The sequence below is a fragment of the Sorangiineae bacterium MSr11954 genome (genome assembly GCA_037157815.1).
Classification (GTDB): domain Bacteria; phylum Myxococcota_A; class Polyangia; order Polyangiales; family Polyangiaceae; genus Pendulispora; species Pendulispora albinea.
The window spans coordinates 7,446,605-7,467,246 of the sequence record CP089984.1; the positions used below are offsets into that span (position 1 = coordinate 7,446,605).

General features: G+C 62.8%; 6 protein-coding genes. 4 read left to right on the forward strand and 2 right to left on the reverse strand.

What is annotated here, in order from left to right; translation table 11 throughout:
* Nucleotides 1-376 precede the first annotated feature (376 nt).
* Entirely contained in the window at nucleotides 377-1,609 is a 1,233-nt protein-coding gene (locus LZC94_28885; protein WXB11861.1) for a hypothetical protein, read from the forward strand.
* 61 nt (nucleotides 1,610-1,670) lie between these two features.
* Here LZC94_28885 and LZC94_28890 read toward each other — a convergent pair whose 3' ends face one another.
* Nucleotides 1,671-3,776 (reverse strand): prolyl oligopeptidase family serine peptidase, encoded by a 2,106-nt coding sequence (locus LZC94_28890; GenBank protein WXB20261.1) that lies wholly within the window; start codon nucleotides 3,774-3,776, stop codon nucleotides 1,671-1,673.
* A gap of 77 nt (nucleotides 3,777-3,853) precedes the next feature.
* Nucleotides 3,854-5,515, reverse strand: a complete 1,662-nt coding sequence (locus LZC94_28895; GenBank protein WXB11862.1) for a tetratricopeptide repeat protein — start codon at nucleotides 5,513-5,515, stop codon at nucleotides 3,854-3,856.
* 393 nt (nucleotides 5,516-5,908) lie between these two features.
* On the opposite strand from LZC94_28895, the gene LZC94_28900 reads away from it, so the two are divergent.
* The 3 genes from LZC94_28900 to LZC94_28910 all read left to right on the forward strand — a co-directional run bounded on the left by LZC94_28900 (nucleotide 5,909) and on the right by LZC94_28910 (nucleotide 20,550).
* A complete protein-coding gene (locus LZC94_28900) occupies nucleotides 5,909-6,580 on the forward strand; it encodes a hypothetical protein (GenBank protein ID WXB11863.1) in 672 nt (223 codons plus the stop codon).
* Nucleotides 6,581-6,908: 328 nt separating this feature from the next.
* Nucleotides 6,909-8,645 carry a sigma 54-interacting transcriptional regulator gene (locus LZC94_28905; GenBank protein ID WXB11864.1) on the forward strand — a complete coding sequence of 579 codons (1,737 nt, stop codon included), beginning with the start codon at nucleotides 6,909-6,911 and terminating at the stop codon, nucleotides 8,643-8,645.
* Between the two features lie 1,459 nt (nucleotides 8,646-10,104).
* Nucleotides 10,105-20,550: a Rhs family carbohydrate-binding protein gene (locus tag LZC94_28910; GenBank protein WXB11865.1), complete on the forward strand. Its 10,446-nt coding sequence runs from the start codon at nucleotides 10,105-10,107 to the stop codon at nucleotides 20,548-20,550.
* Nucleotides 20,551-20,642 lie beyond the last annotated feature (92 nt).

A 20,642-nucleotide genomic window follows, 5' to 3' on the forward strand; every position in this document is an offset into this window, starting at 1 on the left:
TCCGGAACCTATTGCGCAGCACTTGCTCGACGTGATTGAACAAGCGGTCGCCGATTCCACGTACCGTTTCATTTCCAAAGCGGCTATTGGATCACGCGGTGTCGGTGAATTGTTTATCTTGGAGGTAAATATGACTACAAGAGACGGCAAGGAAACCTTGCCCGTGAAGGAGGAACCCGTGCTGGTGAATCCACGCACGGTGGCCCAGCTCCGAGTTCGCACGCACCTCAAGGGTGGTGTTCCGCCGCCCGTGCCAACGTCCTCCCCGCCCAGGCCGCGAGAGCCCTACGAAGGATAAAGCTTTACCCGCGCCACCAGGGAGCCACCGCGAACGGGGCTCCCTGGTGCGTGGTTCGTTCTACCTAGGAGATCCTCCATGCCGAACTTTTTTGATGAACTCGGAGCACTCGTCGAGGCCACGTGGGTTCGCGCGAATGCAAAAGAGGCTGACTTCCCAAAAATTTGCACCGACATCCTCGCGCGCCGGCCACCGAGCGAGGATGTGGGCATCGACGACGTGATCCGACTGGGCTTCGGCTCCGAACGGCTCGTTCGACAGATTGACGCCGATTCCGATTTCGGCCAGCCCGCCATCACACTCTTCGCCAACGGCCTGTTCTACATCTCCGTTTTGTTCTGGATGGATGCCACGACGGGCATTCACGAGCATGGCTTCAACGGCGCTTTCCACGTCCTCCACGGCCACAGTCTTCACACCACGTTCTCATTCGAAGACCAGCACATCGTGAACGAGCACATGAAGCTCGGGCGCCTTCGAGAGAACACACCGGAAGTGCTGAATCGAGGGGCCACCCGCGAGATCCTTCCACTCGGCGGGACGATCCATTCGCTCTTCCATCTGGGCCATCCGTCGGCAACGGTGGTCGTGCGCACCTATCGGTCCAGCGTCGCGAGGCCGCAGTACACCTACTGGCGACCAGGAATCGCATGCCACGAGGACTACGACCGAAAGGAACTGACGCTGCGCCGCGCGATGATGACGCTCATCTATCGAACGTCACCCGGGAACTTGTTCGACTACGTGCAGCGATGGATGGCGGGGACCGACTTCGTATCGGCGTTCCTCGGCCTTCAGCACTGCTTGTCTCTCGTCTCGGCCGAGGAAGGCGATGAGCTCATCGAACGCGTTCGCCGGAACCACGAGCAGATTGCAACGCTGGCACGAGACGTGACCGAAAATTTTCGGCGTGAGCTCTTCATCACACGCCGTCGCCAAGTCGTGACCGATCCGGAGCTGCGATTCTTTCTCGCCGTACTCCTCAACGTGCGAGGGTCGAAGGATGCCAAACGCATCGTCTCGCAGCAATTTCCCGGAGCGGAGCCCGTGGACCGAATGATCGAGTGGACGCGAGCTTTGGGGAAGCTTCCCCCGATGGATGCCGGTGAAGACTCCGCGCTCGGAGTTCAAGTCGACGACCTGTTGCTCGGCGTGCTGCGAGGGCTCTTGACCGGCGCTCCCGATGGCGACGTCATCGGGAACGCGGAGCGGTCCCTCGGCAGGAGGATCTCCGAACGAGACCGATCCGATCTCCGCGCCCTCTGCGGGGCGCTGAGGGGGTCGGAGCTGTTTCGCTATGTTCTTTCATGACGTGAAGGGCTGGATGCTCGTCCGGCGGCGTGTCGGTCGCCGGACGACCCCGTCATGCACCTCACCGGGTGGATTGTGCGGGCCGAACCATCTCCGAGAGCGCGAAGGCTTCCATCTCCGCGGTGCGTTCGATGGCTGCACGCATCAAGTCGGCACCGAGGTGCCCGGAATTTCGCTCGACGCGCAAAAGCACCGGACCTCCGGTGGAACGAGCTTGCAACATGGCCACGAATTTTCTTGCGTGCATCGGGTCGACGCGGTCATCGCTATCGGCCGACAGCACGAGAACCGCGGGGTACTTCTTGCCCATCACGACATGATGATAGGGCGAATAGGCAAAGAGCGCCGGAAAGTCATCCGCCTTCTTGGGGGAGCCGTACTCATCGACCGCCGTTTGTCCCACAGCCGAAAGGTCGAATCGCAGCATATCCAGAATGGGTACTTCGCAGACGGCCACCCGGAAGAGGTCAGGCCGTTGCGTAATCCCGGCGCCCACGAGAAGCCCTCCGTTGGAGCCGCCGTGCGCCATGATCTTCTCCGGACGGGTGTATCCCTCCCGCACCAAGTATTCCGCCGCCGCGTAGAAATCGTCGAAGACGTTTTGCTTGTTGTGAAGCATCCCGGCGCGATGCCATGGCTCGCCAAACTCGCCTCCCCCACGCAAGCTCGGTACCGCAAAGACCCCACCGCGTTCCAGCCATGGAAATACCGAAGCCTCGAACAACGGGGTCACCGACTTCTGGAACCCACCATACCCATAGAGATAGGCGGGCGCATTCCCGTCTTGGTTCAAACCCTTCGCGTGCACCAAGAACATGGGCACCCGCGTTCCGTCCTTCGATGAATACCAAACCTGCCGGACGACGAAGCGCTCAGAATCCACGGGAACTTTGCTCCGGTACCAAGACTGCATCTCACCCGTCACGACGGAAAGTTCGAAAATCTCCGGAGGATGCGTGAACGACGCGAATTGGACATACGCCGTGGCATCCTCGGAATGACCACTGACGGTGGCATAGCCGAGCCCAGGAAGTCGCACCTCGTGCACGAGCTTTCCTTCGGCATCGTGGATTTCGACATGGCTCGTTGCGTCCTTGAGGTACCCCAGCACCATCTTTTCCCCGATGACGGCCAGGCTCTCCAGTGTCGCATCCGCTCGTTCAGGCACAATCTCTTTCCAAGCGGCGCGCGCGGGCCGCGTGGGGTCGACGGCGAAAACCCGCCCTCGAGGCGCACCTTCGTTCGTCTTGACGTAAAATCGGTCGCGGTACTCTGCAACCTCGTACTGCGCGTTCGTGCCGACGGCCAGCGGAAGCCATCCCCGAGCTTTGCGAAGGTCCTGGTAGTAGACCTCGTTGAATGACCACCCATGCCAAATTTCGGCAAGGAGCCAATGCCCGTTCTGGGTCGCAGAACCGCTCAGGAAGGCTCGAGAATCCCCCGTTCGTGGATGCACGACGCGGTCATTTTTCGGGCTATCGCCGAGCTTGTGGAAGCGCACCTCGCCAAGCCCCATGCGCTCGGAGGGTGGAACCGTCGAAGTGGTCGGCGTGAACCGATAGTAGACCCCGTCACTTTTCGCATTCCACGAGATGGGAGCGTATTGGGTCCCCTCAACCGTATCGACTTCCGATGATTTGCCGCTCGACACGTCTACGATTCGAAGCGTCGTTTCGTCGGAGTTGTTCTTCGACGTGTTGTAAGCGACGTATCGGCCGTCCCAGGAGACGAACACGTCGACCAGCGCAAGGCTGCCGTCCGCGGACCAGGCGTTCGGGTCGAGCAGGAGCCGTTCCGTCCCATTCCTGCCGTCCTTCCACCAGAACGCTCTCTTTTCTTGCTTGGGTTCCTGCTTCCACCAGAAGTACCGATTGCCACGCTTCTGCAGCCCTTCGACTCGTTCTACGGACAGCAACTCCCGCATGCGCGCGGCGATTGAGGCTCTCTCCGGCAACACGGAGAGCGTTGTACGCGTCAGCTCGTCTTGCTGCGATATCCAGCGCACGACCTCGGGCGAGGTTGCATCCTCGAGCCATCGGTAGGGATCTTCGACGACATTTCCGAACAGCAATTCGCGAGCCCCCTCGACACGTGTCGCGGGGTAACGGATGGCGCTCGATCCACTCGACGAAGCGGACGACACTCGGAGAGGCGGCGTCGACCGCACGCGCGTTCCACAGCCGTAGGCCAATAGGGCGCACAGTAGAATGCAACCGGCAAAACGCATCGGATCTCCTTGCGGATTCAATGGTCTGGTAACAGTGGGCCGCACAAGGACCTCCTACGCTGTGAGGCACGAGCCGCCGAGACGCTTCCCGAGTGAGCCGGCCATCGACCAAGCACGCGATCGTACATCTCACATGCGCGCTTCGAATCGCCGGTGCGTTCGAGCAACGAGGCAAAATCGAGCAAAGCGTGCGTGTGCTGCACGAGATCCTCGAGCGCGTTGCACGAGGCCGCCGCTCGTTCGAAGTAAGGTCGTGCCTCCACGTGGCGGCCCATAAGCATGTACACGCGACCGATCGCCCCATCGTGCCAGAACCACCGACCGATTCGGTGCAGAATCGGCAAGTACTGCGGGAGCACGTCGAGGGCTTCTTTTGCGCTCGCTTCGGTCGCCGCAGGCATGGCGAAGTATTCGAGCCACTTTCGAGAATGGCTATCCAGCATGCCGTCTCGATCCGTCACGACGGCCAAGCGGGCGTTGCGCTGTTCGAGCCATTTGGGCCAAGGGACGAGGCCAAGGCGCGCACCTACGGACACGAGGTAGAGAACGTTGTCACCACCGTAACTGCTGCGCATCAGACCGTGCCGCCGGGCGATGTAGGCGTCGAGCGCCTTCGTTGCATCGGCACGCTGCCCGACTTCCGCCTTGAGCAGCATGCTGTAAAGCGTGTAGTCGAACTGCTCTTCGTCGTCATCGACGTCAGCCATCAACTTACCGAGTTTGGCGTCGAGCTTGACCGCCTCGCGCAGGCGACCTTCGAGCAACGCCATGCGAATCTCGGTCCGCACGAGATTCCGTTCCATCGCAGCTCCATCCGAGAATCGCGCCCATCGTTCCAGAACCGGGCGAATCTCGCTCGGGCTCACAGCCATACCCTGCAAGTCGTACGCGAGGCTGAGATACGTCCCCGCGCTGTTCGGGAAAAGAGAGAGTGATCGGCGCAGCACGCGTTCCGCGCCCGCGCATCGCCCTTCGTTTTGTTCGAGCTGCGCCAGCAGCGTCGCGCACCCCGTTGCGGCCGGGTAGCCCTCGAGGCAGCGTGAAAATGTTGCACGCGCGCTCTCCACGTCGTCGCGGAAGCTCTGAGCGGTGCCGAGCTCCGAGAGGACCACGGCTGGCGCGTTCGCATCCTTGCCGAGGGGTGCCAGGAGATCATGAGCTTTTTCGATCTCTTCGGTACGCATCAGCATTTCCGCGAGACCCAGATGAATCGGGAGATCGTCGGGCGCGTTCTGATGGAGCGTCGCGAGCCGCTCGGCGGACAGCCGAAAGTTCGGCGGCACCGTCATCGCCGGCGCGACCGCCTCCAGATATGCAGATTCCAACTGGGACAACCGGTCGCGCCCCTCCTGTGCGTGAACGAAATGTGAACGCGCCTCGTTGTCCGGCCAAAAGGGTGTGGCGACCACAATCGCCAGATGAGCCGCTGCATCATTCTCGTTGCTGCGCAGCGCGGCGCGAGCTTCCTCGCGCGCCCGATCGACGTTTGCGTCGAGCCATGCGCGACGCGAGACCTCGACGTGAGACGAGACTTCGGGCGTGCGCGCCCGCGCCGCTTGATGGGCGTTCCCCGCGTCCGAGGGGCCGGAAGCAGGAGCTGGGCGCATGAACCTGGACGTGGCGCCCGCGACGGCCAAAGTCAGTGCGAGTACCCCTGCCCCGATCCACACGAACGGCATCCGCTTTCGCTGGCGTTCTCCGCGAGCGCCCAAGACGGCGAACTGCGACCCGCGCGGCGAGTGAAGTATCGTGGATTCGATGCCGCCCGTGGTGCGTGGTGGCGGCGCGGGGTGTTGCGTGGTCGCAAAGTGAAGATTGTCGTCCGTCTCGGGTTTCTCCGAGACGGACAACCGCGGCAGGTTCGTCGGTGGAAGCCCCAATTCCGCCTCGCACGCGGCGGCAAGTGCAGTCTGCATCGATGCCGCATCGGGAAAGCGCGCGCTCTTGTCGAGCGAGAGCGCACGGTCCACGACGGCGCAGATTGAAGCGTGGACCCACGGTGCGACGGTTCCAAGCGGCGACGGGCTTCGCGTTGCGGCGAGGACGACCAGTTCGCCCGCGGACTCGGCCTCGTGGACCGGCCTCCCGGCAAGCAGCGTAAACAGAGTCGCACCGACGCTCCAGAGATCCGTTCGACCGTCAATCTCTCGAATTCGCCCCAGTGCTTGCTCGGGTGCCATGAATGCGGGTGTTCCCATCGCGCGTCCCGAACGCGTGATGGACGTAGATTCGTTGGTCTCGAAGAAGCGCCCAATGCCGAAATCGAGAACGCGCACCGTGCCATCGCGCATGACGAAGAGATTTTCGGGCTTGATATCGCGATGGACGATCTTCGCCGCGTGGGCCGCGCGGAGCACGTCGAGAAGGTCATGGCCAATGATGGCCACCTCTTGGGCAGGGAGCTTGTTGCCGCTCCGTCGTCGGGCTCGAGCGCGCACCGTCTCACCAAGGAGAAGCGGCATGACCAAGAAGATGCAGCCGTCCTCCGCCACGTCGTCGTCGGTCACCGGGACGACCCCTGGATGCCGAATCGTATTCGCAAGAAGCGCCTCGCGTCGGAAGAGTCGTTCGACCTCGGGATCCGCGGAAAGGCGCTCGTGGAGGACCTTGATCGCGACCTCGTGACCGTTTCGATGCACGCCCGCGTAGACGGCGGCCATTCCGCCGATCCCGATCAGCCGGTTAATGCGATAGCGACCACAAACGTTGGAGCCGATGCGTTGCAGCGCGCGAGAACTGATTGAATCGTCGGGCAACGACGCCATCATCCGCTCGTGAGAATGCCGAGGACGCCCCACACCGTCAAGGGAGCGGTTGGCGTGCATCGCCCTAGCAGTATGCGAAGGAAATGGCAACACTCTGAGCAGATGTCGATCGGGCCCGTTCGCGAGCGCTGAATCGTCACGCCTCGGTAAGCGCCGTGCATGCATGAGCTTCAGCGCAATATCGCGACGAAGCGACTTTGTTCAATGCGCGAAGCTGGTGAGGTGACGACAAGACAGTCATTCCAAAAGAGGAGATCGTCGTACGCGCGTGAGGCAATTCCCATATCGTCCTAGTCTGCTGACTGCGATGTCTGGCTCAACGGCTCGTCTGATTGTCGTCCAAGGCCCAAATCTGGGCGCAGAGCTCATGGTCGATCACACCGTAAAAACGGTGGGACGGGCGCTCGAAGCCGATCTGACGTTGAGCGACCGCACGGTCTCCCGGCATCATTTCCACGTGTTTGCGACGGACGAGGGAGTCCAGGTCCGGGTCTGCGACACCGCGGCTGCCGTCCTGCGCTCAGGGCGCGAGGTTCGCGATGCCGTCGTGGGCATCGGTGATTCGATCGTCGTGGGCAACACCGTCTTGTTCGTCGACGCCGCGACTCGACGGGGCGAAGCTTCCCCGGCGCCCTCACAGGGCGACGGCGCCACGACCACCGTCGGCTCGCTTTTGACGGGCGTGGCGACCGACGTTCGAGGGCTTGCGGCGGTATTCGCGCTGAACGCGGCATTGATGGCAGCGTCGGACGTGCAGGCCATTGCGGCCGTTCTCGGGTCCTGGGCCGCGACGAACGCCGAGTGCGAAGCCTTCGAGATGGTCACCGTACCGGGTGAACAGCCCACGCTGACCGAGCAGAGCCCCGTCTTCGAGAACGCGAGCGCGCACGGAGGTACACGGCTCCTCGTGCCCGCGCACGGGACGCCCATGGGTTGGATTGCTTTTACAACGAGGCTGCCGCCCGCGCGCGTGACCGATTCGCTCCGTCGACTCCTCGTCATCGCGGCAGCCCTCTACGCGTCACGGCACACCCAATTGTCCGCACTGCTCGCCGTCGCGGAGGACCGTGAAACCTTTCGGAGGCAAGCAGTCGGTAGCGCCCATGCGTTCCTGGGATCGTCGCCCGCGACGGAACGCCTCGCGCGGATCATTCCGCGGCTTGCTACCTCGGACGCCACGGTGCTCTTGCTCGGGGAGACGGGGGTCGGAAAATCCTTCGTTGCACGATTGATCCACGAGTCGGGACCTCGCAAACACGAGCCCATGCGCATCGTCAACTGCGCATCGATTCCGGAGAATCTCATCGAGAGCGAGCTGTTTGGGCACGAACGCGGCGCCTTCACGGGCGCCGTTGCCGCACAACCTGGTGCGTTCGAGGCCGCGGGGCGTGGGACCGTGTTCCTCGACGAGATTGGCGAGCTTCCGCTCGTGAGCCAGGCGAAGTTGCTGCACGTGCTTTCGGACAAGCGCTTCACGCGGCTAGGGACCCACCAACCTCTAGCGTTGCAAGCGCGCATCCTTGTCGCGACGAATCGGGATCTCGAATCGATGGTGGCCGCGGGAACGTTCCGCAGCGACCTCTTTTTCCGCATCTCGGTCGCGAAAGCCATCGTTCCCCCGCTTCGCGAACGCGGCGAAGATCTCGCGCTCCTGGCGAAGAGTATTCTTTCGGACCTCCTGCCAAACGCGGGTCGTCGAATCGACGGCTTTTCGCCGGAAGCGCTGGAGGCCATTCGCCGCAATCCTTGGCCCGGCAACGTGCGGGAGCTGCGAAACGCCATCGAGCACGCCGTCGTCCTTGGTGATGGCCCCAGGATCACTCCCTCCGACCTTCAGCTCAATGTGGCAGGGAAACAGCCGGGGCGAAGCCCCCATCTGGATGCCTTCGTGGTGCAGCTTCCTGCAAATCTCGAGTGGCTCGAGCGCCAAGCGATTGAGGCCGCGTTGCAACAAACGGGCGGGAACCAGACAAAGGCGGCCGCGTTGCTGGGGATCAATCGGCATACGTTGGCGAACAAGCGGCGTGAAACATCGGGCAAGTAGTTCCCCGCTCTGAAGCGGGTAGATGCTCCCGGTTGGGCGCGAGCCAACATCGCGCACGCTTGCGAGCACGTGAAAGATGTTCATCCCGTATCGGTCAAGAAAGTGCCATTTGGTCAAATCGTGACCAATGTGGCGTGTCCGCCAACCGACAGTGTATTTTCCGTAGGAGAGACGATCGTGGAGGAATTGGAGTGGCCGAATCTTGGCCATACGACATCGCGGGCATGGTCCCCGCCCCTTCTGCATTCCGCGAAATCTAGAGATGGCTTGACCCTTGCTTTTCAGGAGCGTCGAGCGCCCCTCAGCGAACCGCTTGACCCTTCCTCCATCCACCACCCAAAGAGGGGCGCTCTTTTTTGTCATGGTTCGAGCAACCACGAAACCTTGGCGCATCCGGAGGCGCCGACCTCTGGCTCCGCAGAACACGACGAGGAGCTCATGAACGTGAACGAGAGTGGTGTGTATCTCGCGCCCAACCCAGGATTCGTGCCCCATTCGTCCAAGGACCCGTGGCCGATCCCCGTGCTGCGCGCGACCGCCCCCGGAGAAGGTGCGGGCTATCGAACCCATGAACTCGAGCTTGCCCTCGAAGACCTCGCCTTCTGCGTCTTTGGAGCACGAGAATCGGCTGTACCTGGCAGGTATGTTCACGGAAGCGAAGGTTCTCGCGGAATGGCGACGTGAGGTACGGCTCGCGGCGGAGACCGTGTCCTGCTGGAACAAGCGACAGCGCCCCGAGGCTCGGACGTGACGTATCTCGTCCGCGCTTTCTCGGACGTTGACGAAGGATTCCGAACGATTCCATTTGTCGGACCTGATGGGGGCCCGCCATAGCGTCGATCGATACGTAGCTTGTGCGCGAGCTTCGCGACGAATCACTGCTGCCAAAAAGAGGGCGGTGGTGACAATCCCAGTTCGGCCGAAACGCCGAATTGTTTCCTACGTAAAGCTCGCGAGCCAAGAATGAATTTCACCTTGCAGACGGAATCCGTGGTCAAAGTGAAGACCGATCGAGCTGCCGATTGAGTGATTTAATTCATTGTACAGCGTCCCCATTTAACATATATCAATCTTGGGTCACTCACATCGTGTGGGCGCGCCAGAGTTTCGTCTACGATCCGCTCGGTTCTGCGACGCCGCTGAACCTTGGCTGCCTTTATGGCGTCTGCTTTTTAGCTCAATCGTCACATAGATAGCTTGTAACCCAGTTTCGTCGCACCGATCCCGGTGGACGGAGGGGGAATAGGTCATGAATGAAGCCCGGTGGAAACGAGGCATCGTTGCGCGCACGTTGTGCATCGTCCTGAGCGTTCTGCTCATTTTCACGGGGCCTCTCGAGGAATGGGCGCGCGCTGCAGCGATTCAAGAAAGTGCGCGGGCGCGCGCCTCCGGAAGGGCCACCGAAGCTTCCGAATCGTCTCCGAGTCCGCGGATTGCTCCGAGCTCGGACGGCGTGCCCATGCGGGAGCAACGGAGCGCACCACATGCGGCCGCCGTGTTGCCCGTGCCGCTTCTTCCCACATCGGTATCGCAATCGGGAGCAAGCGCGGGCACAGATCCGTGGACGCTGTTCGATGGCCGAGCAAGCACGGCCATCGAGGCGCAGCCGGGCGAAGGTATCCGGTTCGAGGTCGTCCTCGAGGGGCCGACCAAGCTCGCCGCGCTTTCGTTCCTTGGGCCCACCGAGGGCACCGTAAGCGTTTTTTCGCAGGGTGATGGGTTCGAGCTTCGCCCGATTGCCGGGTGGACCAATATCGCGATCCGGGCGGCTGCGGGGACGTGGAAGAGGCTCGACACCCGCGACGAGATCCCGGCGAAGCGTTTGGTCGTCCAGTGGACAGGAAAGACGCCGCGCGGGCCGAGCGAAATGGGCCTTTGGGGGTTCACATTACCCCGGCATGGGGTGCCCGACGCGGAGCTGGCCGACCGCATTCTATCGGACGCAGCGCCGGGCGCCGTCGCGGTTCGGGCGACGCCGAACGAGGGGCACATCGCCCGTGTCGCGCTCCACTCCAGCGAGGTCAATCGGCCTGCGCGCTTTCGCGCCATGCTCCCAGGTGAGCCGCGTTCTTGGTCGCGAGCGTTCCTCGTGTACGAGCTGGCCGGCCTGCGGCACTGGCGTGAAGTCGTGCGTCAGATCAACGGGCTCTCCATTCGCGGCGAAGCATGGTCGCCCAGCGCCAACGGCTCGAGCACGATGGGAGGAGGCCTCCAGGTCGAGGAGGTTGACCCGTCATGGCTCCATTCAGGCGACAACGAGATCCAATTTTTACCACTACCCGGTCTGAACGCGCCCGAGTACGCCGTGCGGCATGTGCGCATCGTGGGCGTGCCCCTGGCGCGCGTCGTGGAGAATCCACCCGTGCACGCGGGTGAGAAGGATCGACGCATCGTGCTGGAGTCTCCTTCCCAAGTGCACGATCTGGTGTTCGAGCTCGGCAAGGCCACGGACGGGCACATGCTCGTCCGGGCCCCCGGAGCCAAGATGGTGCCGGTGCAGATCGACCTGAAGGGGCTCGAAGCGGGTTGGCACCGGGTAGACATCGGGCGCTTGCCGGTGACGCATACCATTGCGATCACGCTCGACGGCACGAAGACGCCTTCTCGACGCTCGCTCGAGAGCATCGCGCATGTTGTGTCCGACGTTGCCGTCACGGCCAGCGCCATTCCGCGCGAGAGCGATGAGCAACGTATCGCCGTGAGCTATCCACTGCATGGTGAGTGTGTCGACCACTACGCCGATGTTCGCGGGTTCGTGAAGACGTTGGCGCCGTCGGACGGTATCGTTGCGTTGGCGGCGAATGGGCGCGAGGTCAAAACCGCCCTCCGCGAGGACAAGAGCTTCGCCCTGGTGGTGCCCGAGCCCGACTTTTTCGTCGGTCGTGCCTGGGACGTCACCTTGCAGGCGACCCTCTCGAGCGGAAAGCGACTCCAGCGCTCCGTGCGCGTCGGACCGTGCCTCGATCCTGCGGTGAAGAGCGATGCGAGCATGCTCGAAGACGACGGCGCGCCGTTCGGCGAGGTCGTCCGCGCGGGAGAGGCCAAGGCCATCACTTTTGGCGGCGCCAAGCTCGAAATTCCCGCGGGCGCGGTCGACAAGGACGTGCGCATCACCGTGCGCCCGTTGGTTGCCGGTCAGATTCCGCGGATGTCGCACGGCATGGCCAATGTCACGCCCGAAGGGCGCGCATTTCGCTTTGGTCCGCACGGGTTGAAGTTCAAGAAGCCGATTGCGATCACGCTGCCCTACGACCGAGCGTCGCTCGGCGAAGGGATGCACGAGCGCCACATTTTCGCGTTCTATTACGACGAGCCTCTCGGCAAGTGGCAGCGCATCGGACGCGTTGGCGGCGCGGGAAATGGCGAGCTCACGAGCCTCACGGAGCACTTTACCGACTTCGTCAACGCCACCTTGGCGATGCCCGATTCGCCCGGTCCCGTCTCCTTCGACCCAAACGAGATGAAAGGGATCAAGCTCGCCAGCCCCTCCGCAGGCGTCGACTTAATCGCGCCCCCGCAGGCCAATGCATCCGGCTCGGCGGCGCTCGCCTACCCCATTGAAGTGCCGCCCGGACGCAACGGCGTCGCACCACAACTGGCGTTCACGTACAACAGCGCGCGAACCAACGGATGGCTTGGCGTCGGTTGGGACGTGTCGCTATCGAGCATCGAAATCGATACGCGATTCGGCGTGCCCACCTACGGAGCCCCCGAGCTCGCGGCGCTCACGAAGGCGGATACCTACCTGCTCGACGGAGAGCAACTCCGCGCCACCGGCGAGGACTCGTTCGTGCGACGCACGGAAGGACGCTTCGATCGCATCATCCGAAAGCGCGATGGGCAGGGTTGCGTGACCGGCTGGGAGGTCACGGATAAGAGCGGAACCATCTCCACCTACGGTGGCCAAGACCGTGCCGCCGTGCTCGCGGATCCCGACAACCCGTGCCGCGCATTTCGTTGGGCACTTCGCTCGGTCCGAGACACCTTTGGCAACGTCATGAGCGTCACGTACGCGAAGGATTCCGGCTCGCTTGGGGACCCATTCGTCGCCCTCTACCCCGAGTGGATCGATTACGCGTCGAACGCGTCAGGTCTTTCCGCCCCGTACCACGTGCATTTCGTACGCGACGTGGCCGACGCGCGGCCCGATCGAATTTCCTCGGGCCGTCCTGGCTTTCTCGAACGCATACGCCATCGTCTCGATCGCATCGAAGTGCTCTACCAAGCGACGGTCATCCGGCAGTACCAACTTGGCTACCTCCCCGATTCGGTCGAGCACTTTCACAAAAGCCTCCTTGGCTCGATTGCCGTCCTCGGGCTCAAAGGCCCCCAGGGCGCGAGCGAGCTCGATCGGCACTCCTTCGAGTACAAGGCCGCACCCCAAATGTCGCCCGGGGGGAGCATCGACGGCTTCGATCCGAAGATTCCTTGGGGGAGCGTCCCGACCGATGATCCGCTCACGCGCGGCAACGATTCGCTCGGCGGGCTCCGTGGCGAGGTCGGAATTGGCTTCGGGCCGTTTGCCGCCACCGTGAGCGCGGGCGGGACGAGCGGCGGCCAAACGACGCACCGAAGCCTGATCGACTACAACGCCGATGGTCTCCCGGACTTCGCCGTCGACACGGGTGCAGCCGCATTCAACTTCCTGCGACCGGGGCTCAGCGTGCGCAATCCCAACCCCAATCGCATCCATCTTCAAGAGGCAGAGCTCAAAGGACTCGAAAGCCTCGGCCATGCGGGAAGCTCCGGGTGGATGGTCGGAGGGCAGATCGGCATCCAGGGCGGTCCTGGCGTGGGCGCCTCCTACAGCCGAACGAGCACGGAAGACGACAAGATCTTCGCGGACATGGATGCCGATGGCCTCGTGGACTTCGTCACACTCGAGGACGGCTTCGTCTCGTGGCACCAAAACCTCGGCAAGGGTCAATTTGCGGGCGGCGCGCGATTGGGCGGTGCGCTCAACCCCAGTGGGAACAAGCCCGACGGGGCCATCGCAAAACAAGCTGCGCGAGCAGGGTTTCGGCGGGTTTCCCCGCTCCTTCGCTGGACGGCCCCGTTCACGGGGACCATCGTCTTCGCGGGGGAGATCCACAAGCTTCGGGCGGGTGGGAATGGCGTGGTCACCGCCGTCTACCACGGCAAAGGAGGGACACCTCCAACCACGCCCCGAACCCTCACGCGCGTCTGGGAACGGTACTTCGCTCCGGACGATCTGAGAACGTGCGTGCCTTACAACTCGACCCAGGGATGCGTCCCGGGTGCGCAAGGGTTCTCGCTCGACGTCGAGCGCGGGGATCGCATTTACACCACCTTGACCCCGTTTCACGATCCCAATGGTTCGGACCAACAGTTCACGCTCGAAACACAGTTCAACGACACCGAGTGGAACCCAACCATCCGCTACGAAACGTGTGACCCCACCCTGATCGAGCCGTACGGCGCGCCCGTTTGCGTCTTTTCGCAGAAGAACGATCACCGGGTTGCGGGGCAACCGAAGATGACCTGGACATCGGCTTTCGGGGACGCCGAGAGCGGACCGATTCCCGTCCACATCGAGGGGCTTCTTGCCAAGGCGACCACGTCCGACGACGTCTACTACTCCATCATCAAAACGAACCAAAACGGGGACCGCATCGAGGACGTCGTGGAGCCCACGCTCCTGGCCGGTGGCAGCGCGTTCAACCTGCCCATTTCGGTCGATACCCCGATGCTCGAGGGGCAAGGGCTCGAGTTTCACATCGTCTCGCAGACGCCCATCGATCCAGCACGCATCCAATGGGTGCCCAAGGTCACGTATAAAAAGTACTGCAAGGTCGACCCCGAACAGAAGAAACGCGTCTGCGGAGACGTTACCTGCACGACGAGCGCCGAGAACCAGACCGTTTGCACGATGGCGGGCGATCCGGTGCCGGGCGCGGTGATCCCGCCCGATCTCGTCTCGCAAGCCATCACGGTCTTTCAGACCATTCCCCAGATGGACACGCCGAGCGCCACGAAAACGTACATCGTACCAACGGGCGGAACGCTGAAGGTCCATGCCAGCGTCGCGCTGCAGGACGAGAACGGACCTTCGGCCACCTTGTTGATTCAAGGTGTCCACCGCCTCTACGCCAAGAAGTACTTCGATCCCGGAAGTACCGGCAGCTTCGATGTCATCGTGAACGCCGCGGCGGGTGACCGGCTGTTTGCCACGTTGGTGATGGATGAACCGACCACGAAGTTCCAAGCCGGCGCGTACCTGCCCGACAGTGGCACCTTCATCCCCATCACGGTTCAATATCCGGACCACACCTTCGATGGGAAGGAGCCGGACGGTAAGCGCCCGCTCGACCCGATGGCGGGAGGATTCCACCGTTGGTTCACGGGCTTCTACAACGGCGACACCGATTTTGCGGAGAGCGGGATCCTCTTTCCGTTCAACGCCGACGGCACCTTCCGTTCCAACCCGCCGAGCTTCCAACTTGCGGCGCCACGCCGATTGGCCCCGGAACCCGCGTGGGAAGGCCCCGGCAACGCGTACATCCTTGCCGGGCAGCAAAGCTGCTCACGTGCCAATCTGGGTGGTGGTTTTGGGAGCTCGGGCAAGCTCAAGTCCCTGCGCGCTTCCACGACGTGGAACGTCGGTTACGACGCGAACATCGTGGTCGCCGGCGCAGGTGCCAGCCACGGCCAATCCAACGGCGATCACGATTTCTTCGACTTCAACGGCGATCGCTACCCCGATGCCGTTTCGCTCGATGGCGTGGTGCAGTTCAACGACGGTCAAATCAAGAACGGCCTCGGCGGAGGGTTTCTCGCTCCGGTGGGGGTGCCCAATTTGGGGAGTCTCGACACGCTTCGGCGCGTCAACCACGGCTCCGCCAATGTACGCACGGATGCCGTGGGGAAATTGCTCGCGCACGTGGTCGGGGGTGACGGCGGGCTCTTGAAGTCGATGTTGCAAGGGTTTGCCGTGGGCGCCGACTACGGGCAGTCGGCCACATCACACGAGTGGACGGACATCAACGGAGACGCGCTCCCGGATTTCGTGTTTCGCGATCCAAGCTCTCCGAACCACTTCACGGTTCGGCTCAATTATGGCTACCGACTCGGAAATGCGATCCCCTGGACCGCGGAAGGCTGGCAAAACGGCAAGATCGTGCCAGCCGCATTCGACGAGGTCTCGGGCAGCATCCTGGAAAGCGTCGCGGAGACATTTGGAGCCATTCGCGGCGCCAATGGAGTGCGCCTCCAAGACAGCGGCTCGGTGAGCGCAGGGATCAATGCGGTGGTCGCGGGCGGAGGCGTGACCTACAACGTTTCTCGTACCCTGGTCGACATGACAGACGTCACCGGCGACGGCTTGCCCGACCAAGTAATGCTACGGCCGGGTGAAAACGCGCTGAGGGTTCGCCAGAACCTGGGGGATCGCTTCGACGGCAACGAAGTGATCTGGAACGTCCCGAGCTGGGGCATCAGCGACAGCGGCAAGTTCAGCTTCTTGGGCGGGATCGACGATGGGATTCACGTGCGTCGCTCGACAACGTATTCGGCAGACTTTCACTTCCGGATTTGTTTCTTCATCTGCATCGGAATCTCCGGCTTTTGGTCCCACGGGACAAGCGAGGCTTTTGCTACGTTCGAAGACGTCGACGGCGATTCCCTTCCCGACTTCGTCTACAAGGGCAATGGGCACGCCGTTTTTGCAAAACGCAACAAGGCGGGTGGCGTCAACCTCCTGACCACTGTGCACAGGCCTCTTGGTGGCACCATCGCGCTCGACTACACGACCGAAGGGAACCTCGTTGGGCGCGCGGATCTTCCGGCGGGCTCCCCCAAGGTCGACGAGCCGTGGAACAAGTACGTCCTGTCCAAGGTGGACGTCGACGATGGCCGTGGAAACCACTACGTGCGCGACTTCTCCTACGAGCCGAGCGGCTTCTTCGATCGCGTCGAACGGGAGGACTATGGGTTCGCGAAGGTAACGACGAAGCTCGAGGACGCGTCGACCACGGAGAGCCACTACTTGAACCAAGATTTCTATCGCCGTGGCCTCGCGGCACAAACCGCCATGCGTGATGCCACCGGCGCGCTCTTCACGTCGGAGCGGGTCGTCTATGCCCAACCTTCGAGCTCGAGCCCGTCCGAGCCTCTCACCGGCACATTCTTTCCCAAGGAGATCTCCCGAACCTCGAATTGGTACGAGGGGACCACGAGCGATTTGTCCAATCCGGGCAAGAGCACGACGGAAAACCGCTTCTGGGACGACAAGGGCAATCTGACGGACCGCGAAGTGTTCGCCGACGATGGCCCAGCGGACGACGTGCTTTACCACGTCACCTACGATCCGTCGCTCGCCCAGGGTGGCATTTTCCGCCCAAGCCAGGTCACGGCAAAGGGTCGCGACGGTGCGTTGCTGCGCGATCGCAAAGCGACCTACCACGCCAATGGCGCGCTGAAGACGCTCACCAACGTCGTCATCGGCGGCCGCGATCCCCTGACGAACCAGCCCTACACGGGCGATCCCGCGAAAAACCCGACCTGGCAATTCACGTACGATCCCTACGGGAACCTGCAGGAGACGATTGACCCTGGAGGCTATACGCTGACGTACGCCTACGATGACGTTGCGCGCTCGTACCGCACGAGCACATTGGACAGCTTCGGATACATCTCGACGTCGGTGCCGAACTACCTTTTCGGCACGGTCGACGCGACGAACGATGTCAACCAGCAGACGACACTCTTCCGCTACGACGATTTTGGGCGCCTGGTCAAAGTGTTTGGGCCGAACGACGTGGGTGCGAACGAGCCGACCATCGCGTTCTCGTACAGCTTGCAGGGCGCCGGCAGCCCTCTCCCCGCGTACGCGACGACCGCGCACAAGGACGTCCGCCATCCGGGCGATCCGATCGTCACGGCGACGTTCGCCGACGGGCTCGAGCGAACCATTCAGACGAAGAAGGAGCTCGAGAAAGATACGGGGGCCGGAACGGCGCTTGGCATGAGCGTGAGCGGGTTGATCCAATTCGACGTACGCGGTCGGGCCGAGAAGCAAGGGCAGCCCATTTTCGACACCGGCGCTCCCGGGACCTTCGTGCTCGCTCCGATGAAGAACCCAACGTCGTTCACCTACGACGTCATGGACCGCACGCGATCCATGCAGATGCCCGATGGTGCGCTCACCACGACCACCTACGGTATCGAGCCTTTCGAGGGCATCGCGCGCTTCACGACGACGGTGCGCGATCCGAATGTCAACGCGGGCGGCGGCCTCCCCGGCGCTGCGCAGAAGAGCTTCAGCGATGTGCGCGGGCTCGTGCTCGCCTTACAGGAATCGAACCGGCTCACGGCGGGCGGTCCCCGTACGACGCTCGTCACGCGCTACGCGTACAACCCCATCGAAGAGCTCGCGCAGGTGACGGACGCGAAAGGGAACGTCACCAAGGCGGGTTACGACACCGTGGGCCGCATGGTGTCGCTCACGAGCCCGGACGCGGGGCGCACAGACTGGATGTACGATCGCTCCGGGAACCTCGGCGCAAAGGAGACACCGCGGCTGCGAAGCATCCAGAAAGCCATCCGCTACACCTACGATTTCAATCGTCTGCGGAAGGTGGACTACGGCGCAAGCACGCCCTCCGTGACCTACGCCTATGGCGATGCCTCGCAAGCCGGCGATGCCGCGCACAACCTGGCCGGTCGGATCGCCCTGGAGACGAGCGAGGCAGGAACCAAGGCGTACAAATACGATCGTCTCGGCAACGTGTCCGAAGAGCGCTGGATCTTGAACCCGCTGCGCTCGACCGAGGACGAGAAGTACGATCGGACCATGTCGTGGAGCTACGACTCGTTCGGGAGGCTCTTGGCGATGCAGTTCCCGGGCGAGGAGATCGAGACGGTCACCTATGGATACGACCGCGGAGGTCACGTCACCAGCGCCACGGGCGTCACGCCGTCGAGCGGGCCGTCGGGCGGCGAGACGGTCACGCCGTACTTGACGTTCGTCGGGTACGACGAATTCGAGCAACGCACGAGGCTCACCTCGGGCAACGGGATCACCACGAAATACGTCTATGAGCCGCGCACACGGCGGCTGACCGAGATCAACGCCGATTACCGCGATCCGTACCTGGTCTTTCACGACCTTCCTGCCCGGCCAATGCAGAAGCTGCGGTATACCTACGATCCCGCCGGCAACATCACCCAGATCCGCAACGATGCTCCGTTCGACACGGACCGTGCGCGCACGGTGGCCGTCGGCACCGTGGCCGAGAACTTTGCGTACGACGATCTGTACCAGCTCAAGAACGCGAACGGCATCCACCAGGAGGACGAACCCTGGCGAACGACCTTCGGACTCGGTTTCACCTACGACGCCGCCGGCAACATCCTTCAAAAGGCGCAGCGCGCGGACCACGAGTCGTTCTTCGCGGGAGAGTGGACGAAGGACTACCCCATCGACGAGGTGACCTACAAGGCGGACTACACCTATGCGGGGCCACGCGCGCACGCCCCCACCGTCATTGTCGACACGCTCGAGGGCGCGGAGAGCACGAAGAAGCGGTTTCTCGAGTACGACCTCGACGGCAATCAAATCGAATCGCGCTATGGGCTGACCCGACGCACGCTCACGTGGGACGAGGAAGATCGTCTCAAGGCGGTGAACGAGGGCACCACGAAGCTCTCGAAAGCGCTCTACGACGGCTCGGGTGAGCGCGCGATGAGCCTACAGTGGGTGGAAGAGGAAACCGCCCACTTCGGGCAGAATCTGACCTTGCGCGATGGAAAGGTGCCGACCAAGCACATTTTCGCGGGTGGGACGCGCATCGCGAGCAAGACGGGCGAAGGGCCGGAGTGGGTGAACCCCTCGACGACGGTCTATCTTCACGACGACCATCTCGGGAGCGCCCACTACATCACGAGCAACGAGCAGGAGATCGTGACGCACGAGGAATACTTCCCGACGGGCGAGCTGTGGGTGGATGAACGCGATCCCACGACCGAGATCGGGCCGAGGTACCTGTTCACGGGGAAGGAGCTCGACGCCGAGACGGGGCTCTACTACTTCGGGGCGCGCTATTACGATTCAAGACTGAGCCAGTGGAACAGCCCCGATCCAGCCATGAGGTCCTACATGCAGAACGACCGGGGAGCCGGGATGCGTATGCCGCGGAACCTCGGTACGTACACGTACGCGTGGAACCGCCCTACCCTGTTGCGCGATCCAACGGGCCGCTCGGTGGCACCTCGTGCCTACGATGCGTTCACGGTCTTCGCGCGCGCCACGTCGAACGCGTTGATCCCGGCCGCCACGGCCGCCGTGTTGGGATTTCTCGCGGGCGGACCTGCGGGGGCGCTCGCGGGATTCGCGGGTGGTCTAGGGTGGCAGACCGCCGGCGTGCTGGGTGTGTCCACCACGATTGGGCTTGGCGCCCTTGGCGCGATCCACGGGTACCGGCTGGCGCAGGCGAAGTCGTACCACAGCGCCCAGGGCTTCGCGGCGTTCCTTCTCGACAACACGTGGGCGGTGCATAATTCGCTCGTGGGATCGATCTACGCCACCGCACTGCTAGGGAATCCTATCGCCCAGAACGCGAGCGAGGGATCAGGCGGCTTGTATCTGCAGCACCAGCTCGTTCCCCCCTACGACACCACATTTGGTAACGTTACCGCCGGCACGAAGGTCTCGCGTCACGAGGCGATCCACGCCTGGCAGGCACGCGTCTTCGGCCCGACCTTCTATCCCATCTATGGTGCATCCTATGCGCTCAACACGGCAGTGCCCTGGTGGCTCATACCGAAGGCACTCGGTGCATGGTCAAACAAGCCGATTGACTCCGCCAAACACTACTTTACCCACGGAGTGTATCCATTCGTGCCGTTCGAGATGATGAGTTATGCCTTCGAAGGCTCGCCGCCTTGAAGCGGTCCTTCGCGCCGCAGCCGGTGGGCCCTTCGAGCCCGAACGCCATCTGCGCTCCCTTCTACGTCGTCCTCAGGAAGCCGGAAAACCGC

Coding starts and splice junctions, on each gene's coding strand:
- LZC94_28885 (WXB11861.1), top strand. CDS start 377: ATGCCGAACTTTTTTGATGAACTCGGAGCACTCGTCGAGGCCACGTGG.
- LZC94_28905 (WXB11864.1), top strand. CDS start 6,909: ATGTCTGGCTCAACGGCTCGTCTGATTGTCGTCCAAGGCCCAAATCTG.
- LZC94_28895 (WXB11862.1), bottom strand. CDS start 5,515: ATGCCGTTCGTGTGGATCGGGGCAGGGGTACTCGCACTGACTTTGGCC.
- LZC94_28910 (WXB11865.1), top strand. CDS start 10,105: ATGCGGGAGCAACGGAGCGCACCACATGCGGCCGCCGTGTTGCCCGTG.